The organism is Sphingobium sp. WTD-1 (assembly GCF_030128825.1).
Classification (GTDB): domain Bacteria; phylum Pseudomonadota; class Alphaproteobacteria; order Sphingomonadales; family Sphingomonadaceae; genus Sphingobium.
Genome location: NZ_CP119127.1, coordinates 1062658 through 1078758, shown reverse-complemented (window position 1 = coordinate 1078758; position 16101 = coordinate 1062658). Strand labels below are relative to the sequence as shown.

The following is a 16101-nucleotide window of genomic DNA, read 5'->3' as shown; positions in this document are numbered from 1 at the left end:
CCATCAGGCAAGCCGCCAACGATGCGGCACCCTATGGAGAGAGATGAATGGCTAAGGGTCTTTTCGACTGCACGGGCAAGGTCACGCTGGTCACCGGCGGCAATGGCGGCATTGGCCTGGGCTTCGCCATGGGCGTCGCCAAGATGGGCGGCGACATCGCCATCTGGGCGCGCAATGCGGACAAGAACGAAGCCGCCGCCGCCGCCCTGCGCGCAGCAGGCGCCGGCCGGGTCGAAACCTATCAGGTCGATGTCGCGTCGGAAGAGGCGATCGTCGACGGCTATGCGAAGCTGCTCGCCGATTTCGGCCGCATCGACTGCGTCTTCGCCAATTCGGGCCGCGCCTCGCGCTCGCGTTCGGTGCTGACGCTGGATTCGGCGGAATGGCATGACCTGCTGGCGGTCAACCTGCACGGCGCCTTCTTCACCCTGCGCGAAGGGGCCAAGGCGATGGTCGCCCGCGCCGAGGCTGGCGAGCCAGGCGGCAGCCTGGTCTATTGCGGCAGCCTGTCGATGTTCCATGGCATTGCCGGGATCAACAATTATGCCGCGTCCAAGGGCGGCATGGGCGCCGCCGTGCGTGGCATGGCGGCGGAACTGGGCAAGTATGAGATCCGCGCCAACAGCATCGCGCCGGGCTATATCAAGACCGGCATCGGCGGCGATGGCGAGATGAGCCCGGAGATGCAGGCCCGCATGGCCGCCGTCGACGCCCATTTCTCGGCCAAGACGCCGATCCATCGCCCCGGCGCGATCGAGGATTTCGAAGGGATCGGCGCCTATCTCGCGTCCGACGCCTCGCGTTACCATAGCGGCGACACGATCGTCATCGACGGCGGCAGCCTCGTCTATCCGCCCTACGCCTTCTGAGCCGATCGACGGAGCGCCCCGATGCACCTGCTCAACATCCATGATGTGAACGATGTCCGGCTCGACGCCTATCAGCGGCCCGAGCCGGGTCCGAAGGACGTCGTCGTGAAGATGAAGGCCTGCGGCATTTGCGGCAGCGACCTCAGCTATATCAAGAATGGCGGCATTCCCGGCCCCGGCAAGCTGACCGCGCTCGGCCATGAGGGCGCGGGCGAGATCATGATCGTCGGTGAGGAAGTGGCGGGCGTCAGCGTCGGCCAGAGCGTCATCATCAACCCGATGATGACCCCCAGCTTCATCGGCAGCGGCGGACCGGAGGGCGCCTTTACCGAGGAATTGCTGGTCCGCGACGCGCGGCTGGGTGACAGCCTGCTGCCGATCCCGGACGGCATACCCTATGATGTCGCCGCCATGTGCGAACCGCTGTCGGTGGCGATGCACGGCGTCAACCGGGCGCAGGCCAAGGCCGGCGACAAGGTGGTGATCTTCGGCTGCGGCCCGATCGGCCTGGGCATGGTCCTCTGGGCGATCGACCGGGGTTGCCAGGATGTGATCGCGCTCGACCTGGCCGAGGAACGGCTGGAACGCGCCCGCGCGCTCGGCGCCCACACAATCAATCCGGCGAAGGAAGATGTGATCGCCCGGATCAAGGCGATCCATGGCACCACCACCGTGTTCGGCCGCGAAAAGGCGCAGACCGACGCCTATATCGACGCGGCCGGGGCGCCCTCCATCCTGGCCGACGTGATCGCCATGGCCAAGACCCATGCCCGCCATGTCATCACCGCCGCCTATATGAAGCCGATCGAGCTGCCCGCCGGCCCGATGCTGACGACGGAAATGACGATCACCACGGCGGTCGGCTATCCGACCGAAATGCCCGACGTGATCGCCGCCATGCCGCGCCTGAAGGACAAGATCGCGGCGCTGATCAGCCACAAGCTGCCCTTCGCGCAGGTGATGGAGGGGCTGGAAATCGCTGCCCGCCCGCAATCCGCCAAGGTCATGATCGAGTTCGAGGGAGCCGACGCATGAGCACGCAAGCCACCGAGAAGCCGCAGACGCCGCTGGGCGCCCTCGTCATGGCCGGACAGGGCCAGACCGAGGCGGAAGCGATCACCGATAGCATCTTCATGGTGAAGGATATTTCCAACGCCTATCTGGTGACGACGGCGGACGGCGACCTGCTGGTCAATACCGGCTTCCTGGGCAATGGCGCGCGCAACAAGGGCCTGTTCGCGCCGCACCGCACCGGCGCGCTGAAACGCATCATCGTCACCCAGGCCCATCCCGACCATTATGGCGCCCTGCCCGACCAGCAGGAGCCGGGAACGGAGGTGATCACGGGTGTCAACTTTGTTGACACGGAGGAGTATTTCGACCGGCTCGGCCCGTTCCTCGGCATCCGATCGGGCAAGCTTTGGGCGTCGATGACCCGGCGCGACGGTCCGCCGCCCAAGCCGCCCCGCATCGTCCCCGACCGGATGGTCGAGACCGTCCATGCCTTCGAACAAGGCGGCCGCAAGTTCGAGGTGGTGAAGACGCCTGGCGGCGAGACGCTCTGCTCGGTCTTCGTCTGGATGCCCGAGGAAAAGATCATCTTCACCGGCAATCTGTTCGGCCCGGTGTGGCGCTCCATGCCCAATCTGGTGACGATGCGCGGTGACCGGCCCCGGCTGGTGCGCGCCTATCTCCAGTCGCTGGAGCATGTCCGGTCGCTGGAGCCCGAACTGGTGATCACCGGCCATGGCGATCCGATCCGTGGCGCGGACATGATCCGCGCCGATCTCGACCGGATGCACGCCGCCGTCACCTATATCGAGCGCGAGACCATCGCCGGCATGAATGCCGGCCGCGATGTGCAGGATCTGATGCGCGAGATCGTCCTGCCCGAGGATATCCGCATCGGCGAATTTCACGGCAAGACCAGCTGGGTGGTCCGCGCCATCTGGGAGGAAAATGCCGGCTGGTTCCATTATGAGGATGGCACCACCGCCCTTTATGGCGTGCCGCGCCCGACCGTCTATCCCGATCTGGTCGAACTGGCCGGCGGCGCCGGGGCATTGGCCGCCCGCGCCCATGTCCATGCCGCGGCGGGGCGTCCGCTCGAGGCGCTGCACTTGCTCGACATCGCGCTGGGCGTCGCGCCCGACCATGAGGCAGCGCTGACCGTCAAGAAGGCAGCGCTCGAACAATTGCTCGCCCGCAGCGGCGGCACCAACCTGTCCGAAACCATGTGGCTGAAGGCGGAAATCGCTGACGCCGAAAAGCGGCTCCCGGCCGCCTGACACCCATTTCAGGAAGCATAATCATGGCACGCAGTCTGACCCATTTGGAGCGCCTAGAGGCGGAGAGTATACATATATTGCGGGAGGTTGTGTCGGAGGCGGAACGGCCTGTGATGCTGTATTCGGTGGGCAAGGACAGCGCAGTGATGCTGCATCTGGCCAAGAAGGCCTTCTATCCCTCGCCGCCGCCCTTCCCCCTGCTCCATGTCGACACCACCTGGAAGTTCCGGGCGATGTACGATCTGCGCGACAAGGCCGCGCGCGACGCGGGGATGGAACTGCTGGTCCATCATAATCCCGAGGCGCAGGCGCGCGGCATCAACCCGTTCGACCATGGCGCGCTCCATACCGACATGTGGAAGACGGAAGGGTTGAAGCAGGCGCTCGACAAGTTCGGCTTCGACGCGGCCTTTGGCGGCGCGCGGCGCGACGAGGAGAAGAGCCGCGCCAAGGAGCGCATCTTCTCCTTCCGTACTGCCTCGCACGGCTGGGATCCCAAGAACCAGCGGCCCGAACTGTGGAACCTCTACAACGCGCGCAAGGCCAAGGGCGAGAGCATCCGCGTCTTTCCGATCAGCAACTGGACCGAGCTCGACATCTGGCAATATATCCAGCTCGAAGGCATCGAGATCGTGCCGCTCTATTTCGCTGCGCCGCGCCCCACCGTCGAGCGCGACGGCATGCTGCTGATGGTCGATGATGACCGCTTCCCGCTCGCGCCCGGCGAAGTGCCGGTCGAGCGCTCGATCCGCTTCCGCACTTTGGGCTGTTATCCCCTCACCGGCGCAGTCGAGAGCGAGGCCAGCACCCTGTCCGAGGTGATCCAGGAGATGCTGCTCACCACCACATCCGAGCGCCAGGGCCGTGCCATCGACAAGGATGCCGGCGGCGCCGGCATGGAGAAGAAGAAGCAGGAGGGTTACTTTTGACGCGCCACGGAATGCGTAGCGTTCCGAAGCGTCAACCCCGGCAAAGGCCGGGGCCTCAGGCCTCCGGGCTGACCCTCTCCAAGATCAACCAGATCCCAGCCTTCGCTGGGATGACGGGACAAAGCCAATGACCGATACGCTCACCCAGCCCGACAGCCAGGCCCCGATCTACCAGACCGATGCGCTGATCGCGCAGGACATCGACGCCTATCTCGACGTCCATCAGCACAAGACCATGCTGCGCTTCATCACCTGCGGCAGCGTCGATGACGGCAAGTCCACCCTGATCGGGCGGCTGCTCTATGATTCGAAGATGATCTTCGAGGATCAGCTCGAAGCGCTGCAGGCGGACAGCAAGCGCGTCGGCACGCAAGGCGGCGAGATCGACTTCGCCCTGCTGGTCGATGGCCTCGCCGCCGAGCGCGAACAGGGCATCACCATCGACGTCGCCTATCGCTTCTTCGCCACCGAGAAGCGCAAGTTCATCGTCGCCGATACGCCCGGCCATGAACAATATACCCGCAACATGGTCACCGGCGCGTCCACCGCCGACCTGGCCGTCATCCTGATCGACGCGCGCAAGGGCATCCTCACCCAGACGCGGCGCCATAGCTACCTCGCCCACCTGATCGGCATCCGCAACATCGTGCTCGCCGTCAACAAGATGGACCTGGTCGGCTATGATCAGGCCGTGTTCGACAGGATCGTCGCCGATTATGCCGCGTTCGCGCAGAGCATCGGCATCAGCGCCTTCACGCCCATCCCCATCTCCGGCTTCAAGGGCGACAATATCACCGCCCGGTCCGAGAATACGCCCTGGTATCAGGGGCCGACCCTGATGGCCCATCTCGAAAGCGTCGAGGTCGATGCCACCACTGCAGCGGCCAAGCCCTTCCGCATGCCGGTCCAGTGGGTCAATCGCCCCAACCTCGACTTTCGCGGCTTTGCCGGCCTGATCGCCAGCGGATCGGTCAAGCCGGGCGATGCCGTGCGGGGGCTGCCCTCGGGCAAGACCAGCACCATCAGTCGCATCGTTACGCTGGATGGTGACCTGGACGAGGCGATTGCCGGCCAGTCGGTCACGCTCTGCTTTGCCGACGAGATCGACTGTTCGCGCGGCGACGTGATCGCGGTCGCCGACAATCCTCCGCAAGTCTCCAGCCAGTTCGAGGCGACCATCGTGTGGATGGATGACGAGGCGATGCTGCCGGGCCGGCCCTATTGGCTCAAGATCGGCACGCAGAGCGTATCGGCCACCGTCCAGGCGCCCAAATATGTCGTCAACGTCAACACGATGGAGCATCTGGCCGCCAAGACGCTGGACTTGAATGCCATTGGCGTGGCTGAACTGGCGACCGACAAGCCGATCAGCTTCGAGCCCTATGCCGACAACCGCACGCTCGGCGGCTTCATTCTGATCGACAAGATCAGCAACCGCACCGTGGCGGCGGGCATGCTCCACTTCTCGCTGCGCCGCGCCCAGAATGTCCATTGGCAGGCGACCGATATCGGCCGGCAGGACCATGCCGCGCTCAAGAACCAGCTGCCCCGCATCCTCTGGTTCACCGGCCTGTCCGGCTCGGGCAAGTCGACCATCGCCAATGAGGTGGAAAAGCGGCTCGCGCTGATGAACCGCCACACCTTCCTCTTGGATGGCGACAATATCCGCCATGGCCTCAACAAGGATCTGGGCTTTACCGAGGCCGACCGGATCGAGAATATCCGCCGTGTCGGCGAGGTCGCCAAGCTGATGGCGGATGCAGGCCTGATCGTGCTGACCGCCTTCATCTCCCCCTTCCGCGCCGAGCGCGAGATGGTGCGCGAGATGCTGCCGGATGGCGAGTTCATCGAGATCTTCGTCGATACGCCCCTCGAGGTTGCCGAGGCACGCGACGTCAAGGGACTCTACAAGAAGGCTCGTTCGGGCAGCCTCAAGAACTTCACCGGCATCGACAGTCCCTATGAAGCGCCCACCAGCCCCGAGATCCGGGTCAACACCGTCGAGATGACGCCACAGGAAGCCGCCGAGCATATCATCCGCAAGATCATGCCGCTCAAATGAGCAACATGATGACAGACGCGGACCTGGCCGCCCATCTCGCCGAAACCGCCGGCCGCCTGCTGCTGGAGGTCCGCGCCTCGGGCCTGTTCAGCGCCAGGGCGCTCGGCAAGGCCGGCGACCAGACCGCCAACCAGTTCCTCGTCCATGCGCTGCGGGAGCAGCGGGCACAGGATGGCCTGCTCTCCGAGGAGATGGCCTGTGACGGGGCGCGGCTCCAGCACAGCCGCGTGTGGATCGTCGATCCGGTCGACGGCACCCGCGAATATGGCGAGGAACGCGCCGACTGGGCCGTCCATGTCGGTCTTGCCATCGACGGCGTACCGACCATCGGTGCGGTTGCGCTGCCCGGCCATGACGACGGCATCGTCCTGCGCACCGACCAGCCGCGCGCAATCCCGCCCGCGCCCGAGAAGCTCCGCATGGTCGTATCCCGCACCCGCCCCGCACCCCAGGCGGTCGCGGTCGCCGAAGCGCTGGGCGCCGAACTGGTCCCCATGGGATCAGCCGGCGCCAAGGCCATGGCGGTGATCCTGGGACAGGCCGACATCTATCTCCATGCCGGCGGCCAATATGAATGGGACAGCTGCGCACCCGCCGCCGTCGCACTCGCCCACGGCCTCCACGCATCCCGCATCGATGGATCGCCGCTGACCTACAACCAGCAAGACACATATATGCCCGACCTCCTCATCTGCCGGCATGAACATGCCGACATGGTGCTGGGGGCCTTGGCCGAGATCGCGGCGCAGGCCGCCTGAAGAACAGAAGGGAAGAGGATCATGACCACCGACACCATCGGCCTCGACGCCGACGCCCTGGTCGCCGCCGCGCGCGAACAGACCGGCCTTTCCGACCTGGGCGACGACGCCATATTGGAAGGGCTGGACGTACTGGTCGACGCGATCAATCGCGAGGCCAACCTCACCGAAGCCGCGCAAGGCCGCTGGGCGCAGCAGTTGACCGCGACGCTGGCCAACCGCTTGCAGGTCGAGGACTGGCTCGCCCGTCATCCAGACCTGCTCGACGCCCCGGTCGAGAAGCCGCTATTCGTCTTCGGCCTGCCGCGCACCGGCACGACCTTGACCATAAACCTGCTCAACGCCGATCCGGCCCGCCGGTCCTTCCTGCGCTGGGAAGCGTTCAATTCGGCGCCGCCCGCCGCCGCCGGCACGCTCAGCAGCGACCCGCGCTATGTCGCGGAACAGGCGCGGCTCGACATGTCGCTCAAATATGCGCCGCATATTTCGGCCATCCATCATGAGGATGCCGACAGCCCGACCGAGTGCCAGTTCGCCATGGCACCGTCCTTCTGCGCCCAATATTATGACTCGGTCCTGCACATCCCGAGCTATCAGAAATGGCTGTTCGCCACGAGCTACCTGCCCGCCTTCCGCTATCACAAGCGGCTGCTGCAATTGCTGCAGGCGGAAAATGGCGGCCGCTGGACGCTGAAAAATCCCTGGCATCCGCTGTTCCTGGACGACCTCACCACCGTCTATCCCGATGCCCAGCTGGTGATGACCCATCGCGATCCGGCCGATGTCGTCGGCTCGGCCTGCTCCCTCGTCTATCAGGTGCGCAAGATGTTCAGCGCCGATGTCGACCCGGTCGAGGTCGGCCGCTCGCAGCTGCGCACCTTCGACCTGATGATCGAGCGGATGCTGGCCTATCGCGCAAAGCATGGCCAGGATGCGATCCACGACATCCAGTATGACGACCAGCTGCGTGACCCGATCGGCGAGATGCGCAAGCTCTATGCCCGCTTTGACGAACCGTTCACGGCAGAAGCGGAAGCCGGCATGACCGCGATGCTGGCCGCCAATCCACAGGGCAAGCATGGCAAGCACAGCTATGACCTGGCCGATTATGGGCTGGATCGGGCGCAGATCCACGCCCATTTCAAGGCCTATACCGACCGCTTCTCGATTCCCGTGAAGGCCTGATCCGATGACGCAGGCCCATCATGACCTCGCCCGCCGCTTCTTCGCCGCCCTGTCGGCGGCGGCACTGCCGGATGAATTGCTGACCGACGACATGACCGCCTGGACGACGACGTCGGGCGTCGATGCGCCGCGCGCTGCCTATCAGCGCGGCGTCGCAATGCTCGGGTCGCTGTTCCAGGGCGGGCTGAGCTTCACCGTCGATTCGCTGACGGCGGAAGGGGACCGGGTCGCGGCCGAGGTGCGGTCGGCGGGCACACTGGTGAATGGCGAGCCCTTCGCCAATCGCTATATCTTCCTGCTGCGCATCCGCGATGGTCGGATCGCCTCGGTCGCCGAGCATTTCAACCCGGCGCCGGTGGAAGCCCAGATCAAGCCACTGATCCAGGCGATGATGGCGGCGAAACAGAGCTGAGCGATCAGCCCTGTTTTGCCCCCTGACTGGCCATCGCGAAACTGTAGCGCAGATGGTCGAGATGGCCGGTCGGCACCGGCGGAAACAGCAACGCGTCCTGCGTGTCGCGGATCGCCTCCAGCCGATCGGCGATCTGCTCGATCGTCCAGTCGGGCTGGAACACGCCGACCGTCTCCATCGTGTAGGCCCGCGCGACGCGCCCGGCCATGGCGATCAGCATCTCGCCGCTGACCGCGCAATCCTGATGCGCGAGATAGCCGACGGCGGGCGCGACCAGCTCCGGATCCATCGGCGGATAGGCGCTGGTGTCGAGCCCTTCGGCCATGCGGGTGACAGCGCCGGGCAGGATGATATTGCTCTTCACCCCATGGGCCGCGCCTTCGATCGCGGCGACGTTGGACAGGCCGATCATCCCGGCCTTGGCAACGCTGTAATTGACCACGCCGGCATTGCCATAAAGGCCGTTGATCGATCCGGTGAGGACGATGCGGCCATAGTTCGCCGCGCACATATGCGGGAAGGCGGCGCGCACGACATGGAAGGCGCCGCGCAGATGGACGTCGAGCACCGTCTCGAAATCGGCATAGCTGAGCTCCGCCAGACCGCCGCGCCGGACGATGCCGGCATTGTGGATAAGGATGTCGATGCTGCCGAAATGGTCGCGGGCGAGGTCGATCATCGCCTGCCCGCCTTCGGGCGTGGCGACGCTGTCGGTCGAGGCGACCGCCTGTCCCCCGGCGGCGCGGATTTCGTCCACCACCGACTGGGCCGGGCCAGCGTCGGTCCCCTCACCCTGCATGCTGACGCCGGGATCATTGACCACCACCTTGGCGCCGCGCGCCGCCAGCAGCAGCGCATAGGACCGGCCGAGGCCACGCCCGGCGCCGGTGATCAGGGCGACGCGGTCGTCAAATCGCAGCATGATAGTCTCTCTCCCGGATGATGATTGGCGGGGAGCTTAGCGGCGGCGATGCCGTCGCCCCAAGCGTGGCGCCAAATGATCGCTCAGGCGACGATCCCGGCGTCGCGCAACCGGGCGATGGTCTGTGCGTCCATGCCCAGCAGGTCAGACAATAGCGCATCGCTATGCTCGCCCAGCACCGGCGGCGCGCTCGGCACCGGCTGCTCGGCGCCTGGGAAGCGGAAGGGGCGGTTGACGATCGGGATCGTGCCCAAACTCTTATGCTCGGTCTCCACCACCATGTTGCGGGCCAGCGTCTGCGGCTGGGCCAGCGCCTCGCTGATGGTCAGGATCGGCGCATGGGGCACCTGATGCGCGGCGAACAACTCGGCGAGATCCGCCACGGTACGGGTCTGCGTCACCGCCGACAGCAAGGCGTTCACCTCCGCCCGCCGTTCGCGCCTCTTGCCCAGCATGTCGTAACGCGGATCGTCGGCCAGCGTGTCCAGCCCCAGCGCGGCGCAGATCTTGCCCCAGAAATGATTGGTGAGGCAGGCGATCACGATCGACCCGTCGCTGGCGGGGAAGACGCCATAGGGGACGAGATTGGGATGCTGCGATCCCTGCGGCACCGGATCTTGCCCGGTGAAGAAGCTGAGTTGCGCTAGATAGCCGAGCAGGCCGATCATTCCGTCCATCAGGCTGATGTCGATCAGCCGGCCACGCCCGGTCGCATGGCGCTCATGCAGGGCGGCGAGGATCGCGATCGGCCCGTTGATGCCACCGACCAGATCGCCCAGCGGAATGCCGAGCTTGGTCGGCAGCCCGCCCGGTTCGCCATTGACGCTGAGCGCCCCCGACATCGCCTGGAGCACGATGTCGAAGGACGGCCGGTCCTTGAGCGGCCCGGTCATGCCGAAGCCGGAAATGGCGCAATAGATGAGGCCGGGATTGAGCGCCGACAGCGCCTCATAGCCAAGGCCGAGCCGGTCCATCACGCCGGGCCGGTAATTTTCGATGACGATGTCGGACTTGGCCGCCAGATCGCGCGCGATCGCCAGCCCCTCGGGGGTCTTGAGGTCGAGCACGATGCTCTTCTTGCCGCGGTTGACGCTGAGGAAATAATGGCTTTCGCCTTCGCGCAGCGGCGGGAAGCTGCGGGTGTCATCGCCGCTGCCGGGCGGCTCCACCTTGATGACCTCCGCGCCAAGATCGGCGAGCGCGAGCGCGGCCGAGGGGCCGGCCAGGACGCGGGTGAAATCCAGCACCCGCACCCCGGCCAGCGGCCCTGCCCATTCACTCTTGTCGCAGCTGTCCATCATGCATCTTTCGGTGGGCCGTCCCGTCCCAAATCCTCCCCAGGGGGAAGGAACGGCCCGCCGCGCCCGGATCAGGCCGGGCGGCTGGGCAGTTCGGCAATCGAGGTGCCGAAGGCCGAGACTTCGCCGCGATGGGTTTCCGCGCGCTGCTGGATCTCGACATATTTCTTGCCGTTCTCCTCGAACTTGCGGATCACGCTGCCGTCGATGAAGATCACGTCGCCATCGGGATTGTGGCGGCGGATCTGGCACTTGCTCTTATGCAGGAAGCCGTCGTCGCCGATCCAGTTGGTGACCTGATGGGTCAGCCAGCTGCAGCGTTCCGGACCATAGTCATAGGCGCCCGGCGCGCCGACTTCGAGCGCGAACGCCTCGTCCCAATGGACGCGTTCCGGGCAATCGGGCACGTTGAAGCGGTTCTTGATACCGGTGCCGGGATGCTTCTGCTGCATCTTCCACGCGAGCTTGTTGGCGCGGATATAGAGGCCGCCCCAGCCCTGCGCGTAGCAGATGAAGCCGGTGACGGTCATCGGCCCCTTCATCATGCGCGGCAGTTCGTCGCCGACCTGCACATCTTCCCAATAACGGGGCGTGGCGCCGCGAATTTCTTCCTTCTCGTACAGCTTGTACATTTCGGCGAGCTGTTCGTCGGTGAAGGGCTCCACGCGGCCACGGGCTTCGGTGTATTTGGTGCCGCGCTCGCGCGCTTCGTCGCGATCGGTGCGGAACACCCAGCTGTCGCCTTCGGCGACCTTGTCGCCCGACTGGTTGAAGAAATCGACATGGTAGATCTGCTGGAAGCTGCGGCCGGCAAACTTGGTCTGATGCTCGACCAGATCCTTCAAATAGGCCTCGGTGCGGATCGTGTCGTTGCGCAGCACCGGCTTGTGCCAGGTCCAGTCGGCGCCCGCCCACATGGCATGGACGCCCGACAGGCCACCGCAATAGCCCGAGATGATGCGGCTGGTGGTGAACAGGAAGCTCGGCAGCGCGACCAGCGAACCATGCTTGGTCTTTTCGGCATAGGCCGGATCGCACCACAGCGGATTATCGTCACCGATACCATGGGCATAATGGCGGATCGCGTCGCGCGTGGCTTCGTAATTCCACGGCTCGACCGTATTCTCGATCTTGACGCCAATGCGCTTGCGCAGGTCGTCCAGCCCCTCCTCAGTGATCTTGGGGAATTTGTTCACGGGCGCTTCGGCCAATGTTGCCATCTCTCTTCTCCTGACTTCAGTTTGCGAGTTCGGCCGCCTTGGCGGCCTCACGATCTCTCAAAATCTTGCGGTGAACCTTGCCGGCCGGCGTCTTGGGCAGGTCGGTCACGAATTCGACGATGCGGGGGAATTCATGCTGGGCGAGCTTTTCGCGGGTGAAGTCCTGCAGTTCGCGGACCAGCGCGTCGCTGCCGTCGCGATTGAGGATGATGAAGGCCTTCACCACCTGGCCGCGCTTGTCGTCGGGCACGCCGATCACCGCGCATTCCAGCACCGCCTCATGCTTGAGCAGCGTATTCTCGATCTCGACCGCGCTCATCGTCCAGCCGGCCGAGATGATGACGTCGTCGGCGCGGCCACAATGGTAGAAATAGCCGTCACCGTCGATCTTCGCCCGGTCCTTGGTGGTTTCCCACCGGTCGCGGCGCCACAGCATCAGCTCGCCAATCTCGCCGGGATCGCAGGCGCTGCCATCGGGACGCTGCACTTCCAGCCTCTGGCCCGGCACCGCCTTGCCCAGCGAACCGGGCTTGACCATGAAATCCTGCGCGCCGGGATAGTTGACCAGCACCACGCCGATCTCGGTCGTGCCGTACATGGAACAGGCCGGCACCTTGAAATGGGCGTCGATGAACTCCAGCGTCGCCGGGTCGATCGGCTCGCCGGTGTAGGACAGCTTGTCGAAATGGAAGGCGAAGTCGGCGGCCCGGCCGCTATTCTTCATCATCCGATAATGGGTGGCGGCGGCCGACATGTTGGTGATGCCATAAGCGTCCAGCGCCTGCATCAGCCGCACAGGATCGAAGCGACCGGCAAAGGTGCCGGTGGTCACGCCCAGGCCCAGCGGCGCCAGCGTGCCATGCCACAGGCCATGGCCCCAGGCGGGCGAGGAGGGGCAGAAAAACTCATCGCCCGGCCGGATGCCGGTGCCGTAGAGCGCGGCGAACATCAAGGTCACCAGCGCGCGATGGCTGTGCTTAACCGCCTCGGGCAGTTCGCGGGTGGTGCCCGACGTATATTGGAAGACGGCCAGGTCATTGGCCTTGGTCTTCGGGCTGTAGGTCGCCGGGAAGCGGGCAAGGTCGGCCAGCAATGCGTCGTCGGCGACGATCACGCGCGGGCCGTCCATGCTGCGCGCCAGCTCCGCCTTTTCCGCATTGGTGATCAGAATGGTCGGCTTGCAGTCATCCACCCGCAGCCGCAACGCATCCGGGCCGAACAGGGTGAAGAGCGGCACCGAAATCGCGCCGGTCTGCATCGCCCCGAACAGGCAGACATAGAAGGGCAGCGACGGCTCCAGCATGAAGGCGATGCGCTCGCCCGGCTGAATACCCTCGGCATCGAGCCAATGGGCGAAGCGCGCGGCGCCCGCCGCGATCGCGTCGAAGCTCAATATTTCGTCGCGGCCATCAGCATGGGCGATGCGCACGGCGGCGCGGCCCGATCCGTCGGCATGGCGGGTGATGCATTCATGGGCGATGTTGAGGTCTTCGCGATCGCCGTCGAACAGATCCCACAGCGCCGCTGAGGTCGCATGTGCCTGTGCATCGGCATAGCTGCGATAGTCGGTTAGCTTCGCCATCATCCCATCCCATCGGTCCGGCATTCAACCGGGCGAACGGGTCGAAACCCCGTCGCTACTTGCAACAAGCGATGTCACAGCGACTCATTTGTTGTAAATGGTGAATGATGTTCTATATTTCGAATGACAGCCCATCGGTGTCGCGATAGGATGATGCCATGACCGACAGCCGCACGACGCCCCGCCCGCCCTCCACCGTCCGCAAGGTCGCCAAGGCCGTGCAGGAGAGCAAGGCGCCCGCCATCGCCCGCGCCGCCGCGATCCTGCGCCTGCTGGGCAAGAGCGATCGGCCGCTGGGCGTGCAGGCGATCGCCAAGGAACTGGGGCTGGTGCCCAGCACCTGCCTCTATGTGCTGCGCGCATTGGTGGAGGAGGAACTGGTTGCCTTCGATCCCGACACAAAACGCTATGCGCTGCAGGCCGGCGTGCTGACGCTGGCGCGCAACTGGCTGCGCCGCGACGCTTTCAACGACCTTGCCCAGCCAGTGCTGGATCGGCTGGCGCAGCGCTTCGGCCTTACCATGCTGGGGGTGCAAGCGGTGGGCCTCGATCATATGATCGTCGTCGCCATGGCGCAGTCGGGCAGCGGATTCCAACTGAGCGCCCAGGTCGGCAGCCGCTTTCCTGCGCTCATCAGCGCCACCGGCCGCTGCATCGCCGCCTTTGGCGATTATGGCGAGAAGGAACTGAAGGCGCGGTTCGACACGCTGCGCTGGGACGATCCGCCGCCGTTCGAGGACTGGATGGAACAGTTGCGCCAGACCCGCGCGCAGGGCTTCGCGGTGGATGAGGGCCAATATATTGCCGGCATCACCGTCGTCTCCGCGCCCGTATGGAAAGGCGCGGGCCGCCCGGTCCATGCGCTGGTCGCGATCGGCATCGGCGCCGCGCTGCAACGCGAGGGGCTGGGCGCATTGCAACAGGCGCTGGTCGAGGCTGCGGACGCGCTCAGCGAGCAGCTCAGCGGCGACCGTCCCTTACCGGCGGCGTAGCGCCAGCACGCTCCCCTCCGCGTCGCCCGAGACATAGAGCGTGCCGTCCGGTCCCGCCGTCACATCGGCGAAATTGATCATCGGCCCGGCCATGTCACCGATCGGCCCCAGGAATTTGGGCGTGACGCCCGCCGGTGCGCCGACCGGCAGGGCGCTGGCGATCGTCGCGCGCGCGCCGCCCGACAGGTCGGTGGCGACCAATGTCTTGGTCCGCGTATCGACGACGAACAATGTTCCATCATGGATCGCCAGCCCTTCCGGGCGACCGAGGCCGTCAATGATCGTCTCGCTGCGACCGCCCGCGACCCGTACCACGCGCCCCACCCCGGCCTCGGCGACATAGGCTTTCCCGTCCGGCGCCAGCGCCACGCCCATCGGCTTGTCGAGTCCGGTGGCCAGTTCGCTGACAGCGCCATTCTCGATCGAGAGCAGCCGGCCGGTGCCATATTCGGCGACGATCACCGCGCCGCCCGGCGCAACCGCCACGCCCATCAACTGGTCGAGGCCGGTGGCGAGGAAATCGCTTTCCCCTTGCCCCGGCCTATAGCGCGCCACCGCGCCCAGACCCGTGCTGATGATCCACTCCCCCGCCTGCGCCCCGGCGGCGACGCCGCGCATATAGCCGGGGCAGCCGGGGTAGAAGATCATGCCGGCCAGGGTCAGTGCCTCGCCGGGTTGCAACGTATAACCGAAGGTGCCGTCGGCGACGAACAGCGCGCCGTCCGCGCTCATGGCCAGGCCCAGCGGCCATTGCAGCGCGCGGGGCACGACGGAGCGGACCTTGCCGTCGCCCAGCAATTCGGTGATCTCGCCCGGAATGCTCGACACGAAGATGCGGTCACCGATGAAGCTGACATTGTCGAGGCCGGGGCCAAGGTCGGCCAGCACTTCGCGCGTGCCGCTCACCAGATCGAGCCGCAACACCTGACCGCTGGCCACCTGAGTCGTGACGATCCGCCCCTTGCTGTCGAACTTGACCGAATCCGGCACGCCCAGATCGCCGGCCACCACTTCGGGTGCGCCGCCATTGATGTCCACCCGCCAAATCTCGTTGGCGCCCATCACGGGAAAATAGAGCTTGCCGTCCGGGCCGACCTGAAAGGCGTTGGCCATCGCGATATTGTCGAGGATGATGCGCGGTTCGCCGCCATCCAGGTCCAGTTCCATGATCCGCGCGCCGATGCGGCATTCGCCCGCGATCAGCCGGCCCTGATGCCAGGTGATCGGGTTGGCGACCGGAATGTCGCCGCGCACCACCCGCACGTCGCCCGATGGCGTGCGCATCGCAACCCGGCCCTCGGTAATCTCGGTCAGATAGAGGTTACCGGCGTCGTCGAACACCAGATCGTCGGGCGCGACGATGGCGCCGCCCATCGCGCTGATTGTCTCGATCGCGCCGCTATCGACATCGATCGCGCTGACCTGGCTGCCGCCGACCTGCGCCACATAAAGTCGGCCGTCCGGCCCGGTCGCCAGGCCATTGGCGCCGTGCAGGCGGCTGGGCGGGGTCAGCCGCGCAAGGGTCCAGCCTTCGGCAGCGACCGCAGCACTGGCGGCGCCATAGCGCCCGGACTGGACCGCCAT

14 protein-coding genes are annotated in these 16101 nt (G+C 65.7%); 9 read left to right on the top strand and 5 right to left on the bottom strand.

The features are described from left to right. The first annotated feature begins 47 nt into the window (after window positions 1–47). The 8 genes from N6H05_RS05325 to N6H05_RS05290 all read left to right on the top strand — a co-directional run bounded on the left by N6H05_RS05325 (window position 48) and on the right by N6H05_RS05290 (window position 8503). Window positions 48–869: an SDR family oxidoreductase gene (locus tag N6H05_RS05325; protein ID WP_099231313.1), complete on the top strand. Its 822-nt coding sequence runs from the start codon at window positions 48–50 to the stop codon at window positions 867–869. A gap of 21 nt (window positions 870–890) precedes the next feature. Next, window positions 891–1904, top strand: a complete 1014-nt coding sequence (locus tag N6H05_RS05320) for a zinc-dependent alcohol dehydrogenase (RefSeq protein ID WP_284112984.1) — start codon at window positions 891–893, stop codon at window positions 1902–1904. Then, window positions 1901–3157, top strand: coding sequence for an alkyl sulfatase dimerization domain-containing protein (locus tag N6H05_RS05315; protein WP_284112983.1), 1257 nt, complete (start codon window positions 1901–1903; stop codon window positions 3155–3157). Before N6H05_RS05320 ends, N6H05_RS05315 begins: the two co-directional genes overlap by 4 nt. Window positions 3158–3180: 23 nt before the next feature. Then, the gene (gene cysD, locus N6H05_RS05310) at window positions 3181–4086 is read left to right on the top strand and encodes a sulfate adenylyltransferase subunit CysD (protein WP_161733842.1); all 906 of its coding nucleotides are present in this window, start codon (window positions 3181–3183) and stop codon (window positions 4084–4086) included. Window positions 4087–4213: 127 nt separating this feature from the next. Then, window positions 4214–6148: a sulfate adenylyltransferase subunit CysN gene (gene cysN / locus N6H05_RS05305; protein ID WP_284112981.1), complete on the top strand. Its 1935-nt coding sequence runs from the start codon at window positions 4214–4216 to the stop codon at window positions 6146–6148. A gap of 8 nt (window positions 6149–6156) precedes the next feature. After that, window positions 6157–6906 (top strand): 3'(2'),5'-bisphosphate nucleotidase CysQ, encoded by a 750-nt coding sequence (locus tag N6H05_RS05300; RefSeq protein WP_284114174.1) that lies wholly within the window; start codon window positions 6157–6159, stop codon window positions 6904–6906. 21 nt (window positions 6907–6927) lie between these two features. Beyond that, entirely contained in the window at window positions 6928–8091 is a 1164-nt protein-coding gene (locus N6H05_RS05295) for a sulfotransferase family protein (RefSeq protein WP_284112980.1), read from the top strand. Between the two features lie 4 nt (window positions 8092–8095). Continuing rightward, window positions 8096–8503, top strand: coding sequence for a nuclear transport factor 2 family protein (locus tag N6H05_RS05290; protein ID WP_284112979.1), 408 nt, complete (start codon window positions 8096–8098; stop codon window positions 8501–8503). Window positions 8504–8507: 4 nt separating this feature from the next. On the opposite strand, the gene N6H05_RS05285 is transcribed toward N6H05_RS05290, so the two are convergent. The 4 genes from N6H05_RS05285 to N6H05_RS05270 all read right to left on the bottom strand — a co-directional run bounded on the left by N6H05_RS05285 (window position 8508) and on the right by N6H05_RS05270 (window position 13528). Beyond that, window positions 8508–9425: an SDR family NAD(P)-dependent oxidoreductase gene (locus tag N6H05_RS05285; protein ID WP_284112978.1), complete on the bottom strand. Its 918-nt coding sequence runs from the start codon at window positions 9423–9425 to the stop codon at window positions 8508–8510. Between the two features lie 83 nt (window positions 9426–9508). Next, window positions 9509–10726, bottom strand: a complete 1218-nt coding sequence (locus N6H05_RS05280; RefSeq protein WP_284112977.1) for a CaiB/BaiF CoA transferase family protein — start codon at window positions 10724–10726, stop codon at window positions 9509–9511. 68 nt (window positions 10727–10794) lie between these two features. Beyond that, window positions 10795–11943, bottom strand: coding sequence for an FAS1-like dehydratase domain-containing protein (locus N6H05_RS05275; protein ID WP_010338881.1), 1149 nt, complete (start codon window positions 11941–11943; stop codon window positions 10795–10797). Window positions 11944–11959: 16 nt separating this feature from the next. Beyond that, window positions 11960–13528 (bottom strand): acetate--CoA ligase, encoded by a 1569-nt coding sequence (locus tag N6H05_RS05270; RefSeq protein WP_502958960.1) that lies wholly within the window; start codon window positions 13526–13528, stop codon window positions 11960–11962. A gap of 155 nt (window positions 13529–13683) precedes the next feature. On the opposite strand from N6H05_RS05270, the gene N6H05_RS05265 reads away from it, so the two are divergent. Then, the gene (locus N6H05_RS05265; RefSeq protein ID WP_284112975.1) at window positions 13684–14517 is read left to right on the top strand and encodes an IclR family transcriptional regulator; all 834 of its coding nucleotides are present in this window, start codon (window positions 13684–13686) and stop codon (window positions 14515–14517) included. Here N6H05_RS05265 and N6H05_RS05260 read toward each other — a convergent pair. Then, window positions 14503–16101, bottom strand: a complete 1599-nt coding sequence (locus N6H05_RS05260; protein ID WP_284112974.1) for an SMP-30/gluconolactonase/LRE family protein — start codon at window positions 16099–16101, stop codon at window positions 14503–14505. The two genes, N6H05_RS05265 and N6H05_RS05260, sit on opposite strands and share 15 nt — an antisense overlap.

Excerpts from the sequence above, each read along its gene's own strand:
- N6H05_RS05265 (WP_284112975.1), top strand. The coding sequence starts at position 13,684 with ATGACCGACAGCCGCACGACGCCCCGCCCGCCCTCCACCGTCCGCAAG.
- N6H05_RS05275 (WP_010338881.1), bottom strand. The coding sequence starts at position 11,943 with ATGGCAACATTGGCCGAAGCGCCCGTGAACAAATTCCCCAAGATCACT.
- N6H05_RS05315 (WP_284112983.1), top strand. The coding sequence starts at position 1,901 with ATGAGCACGCAAGCCACCGAGAAGCCGCAGACGCCGCTGGGCGCCCTC.
- N6H05_RS05280 (WP_284112977.1), bottom strand. The coding sequence starts at position 10,726 with ATGATGGACAGCTGCGACAAGAGTGAATGGGCAGGGCCGCTGGCCGGG.
- N6H05_RS05260 (WP_284112974.1), bottom strand. The coding sequence starts at position 16,101 with ATGGCGGTCCAGTCCGGGCGCTATGGCGCCGCCAGTGCTGCGGTCGCT.
- N6H05_RS05320 (WP_284112984.1), top strand. The coding sequence starts at position 891 with ATGCACCTGCTCAACATCCATGATGTGAACGATGTCCGGCTCGACGCC.
- N6H05_RS05325 (WP_099231313.1), top strand. The coding sequence starts at position 48 with ATGGCTAAGGGTCTTTTCGACTGCACGGGCAAGGTCACGCTGGTCACC.
- cysD (WP_161733842.1), top strand. The coding sequence starts at position 3,181 with ATGGCACGCAGTCTGACCCATTTGGAGCGCCTAGAGGCGGAGAGTATA.
- N6H05_RS05295 (WP_284112980.1), top strand. The coding sequence starts at position 6,928 with ATGACCACCGACACCATCGGCCTCGACGCCGACGCCCTGGTCGCCGCC.
- N6H05_RS05300 (WP_284114174.1), top strand. The coding sequence starts at position 6,157 with ATGACAGACGCGGACCTGGCCGCCCATCTCGCCGAAACCGCCGGCCGC.
- N6H05_RS05290 (WP_284112979.1), top strand. The coding sequence starts at position 8,096 with ATGACGCAGGCCCATCATGACCTCGCCCGCCGCTTCTTCGCCGCCCTG.
- cysN (WP_284112981.1), top strand. The coding sequence starts at position 4,214 with ATGACCGATACGCTCACCCAGCCCGACAGCCAGGCCCCGATCTACCAG.
- N6H05_RS05285 (WP_284112978.1), bottom strand. The coding sequence starts at position 9,425 with ATGCTGCGATTTGACGACCGCGTCGCCCTGATCACCGGCGCCGGGCGT.
- N6H05_RS05270 (WP_502958960.1), bottom strand. The coding sequence starts at position 13,528 with ATGATGGCGAAGCTAACCGACTATCGCAGCTATGCCGATGCACAGGCA.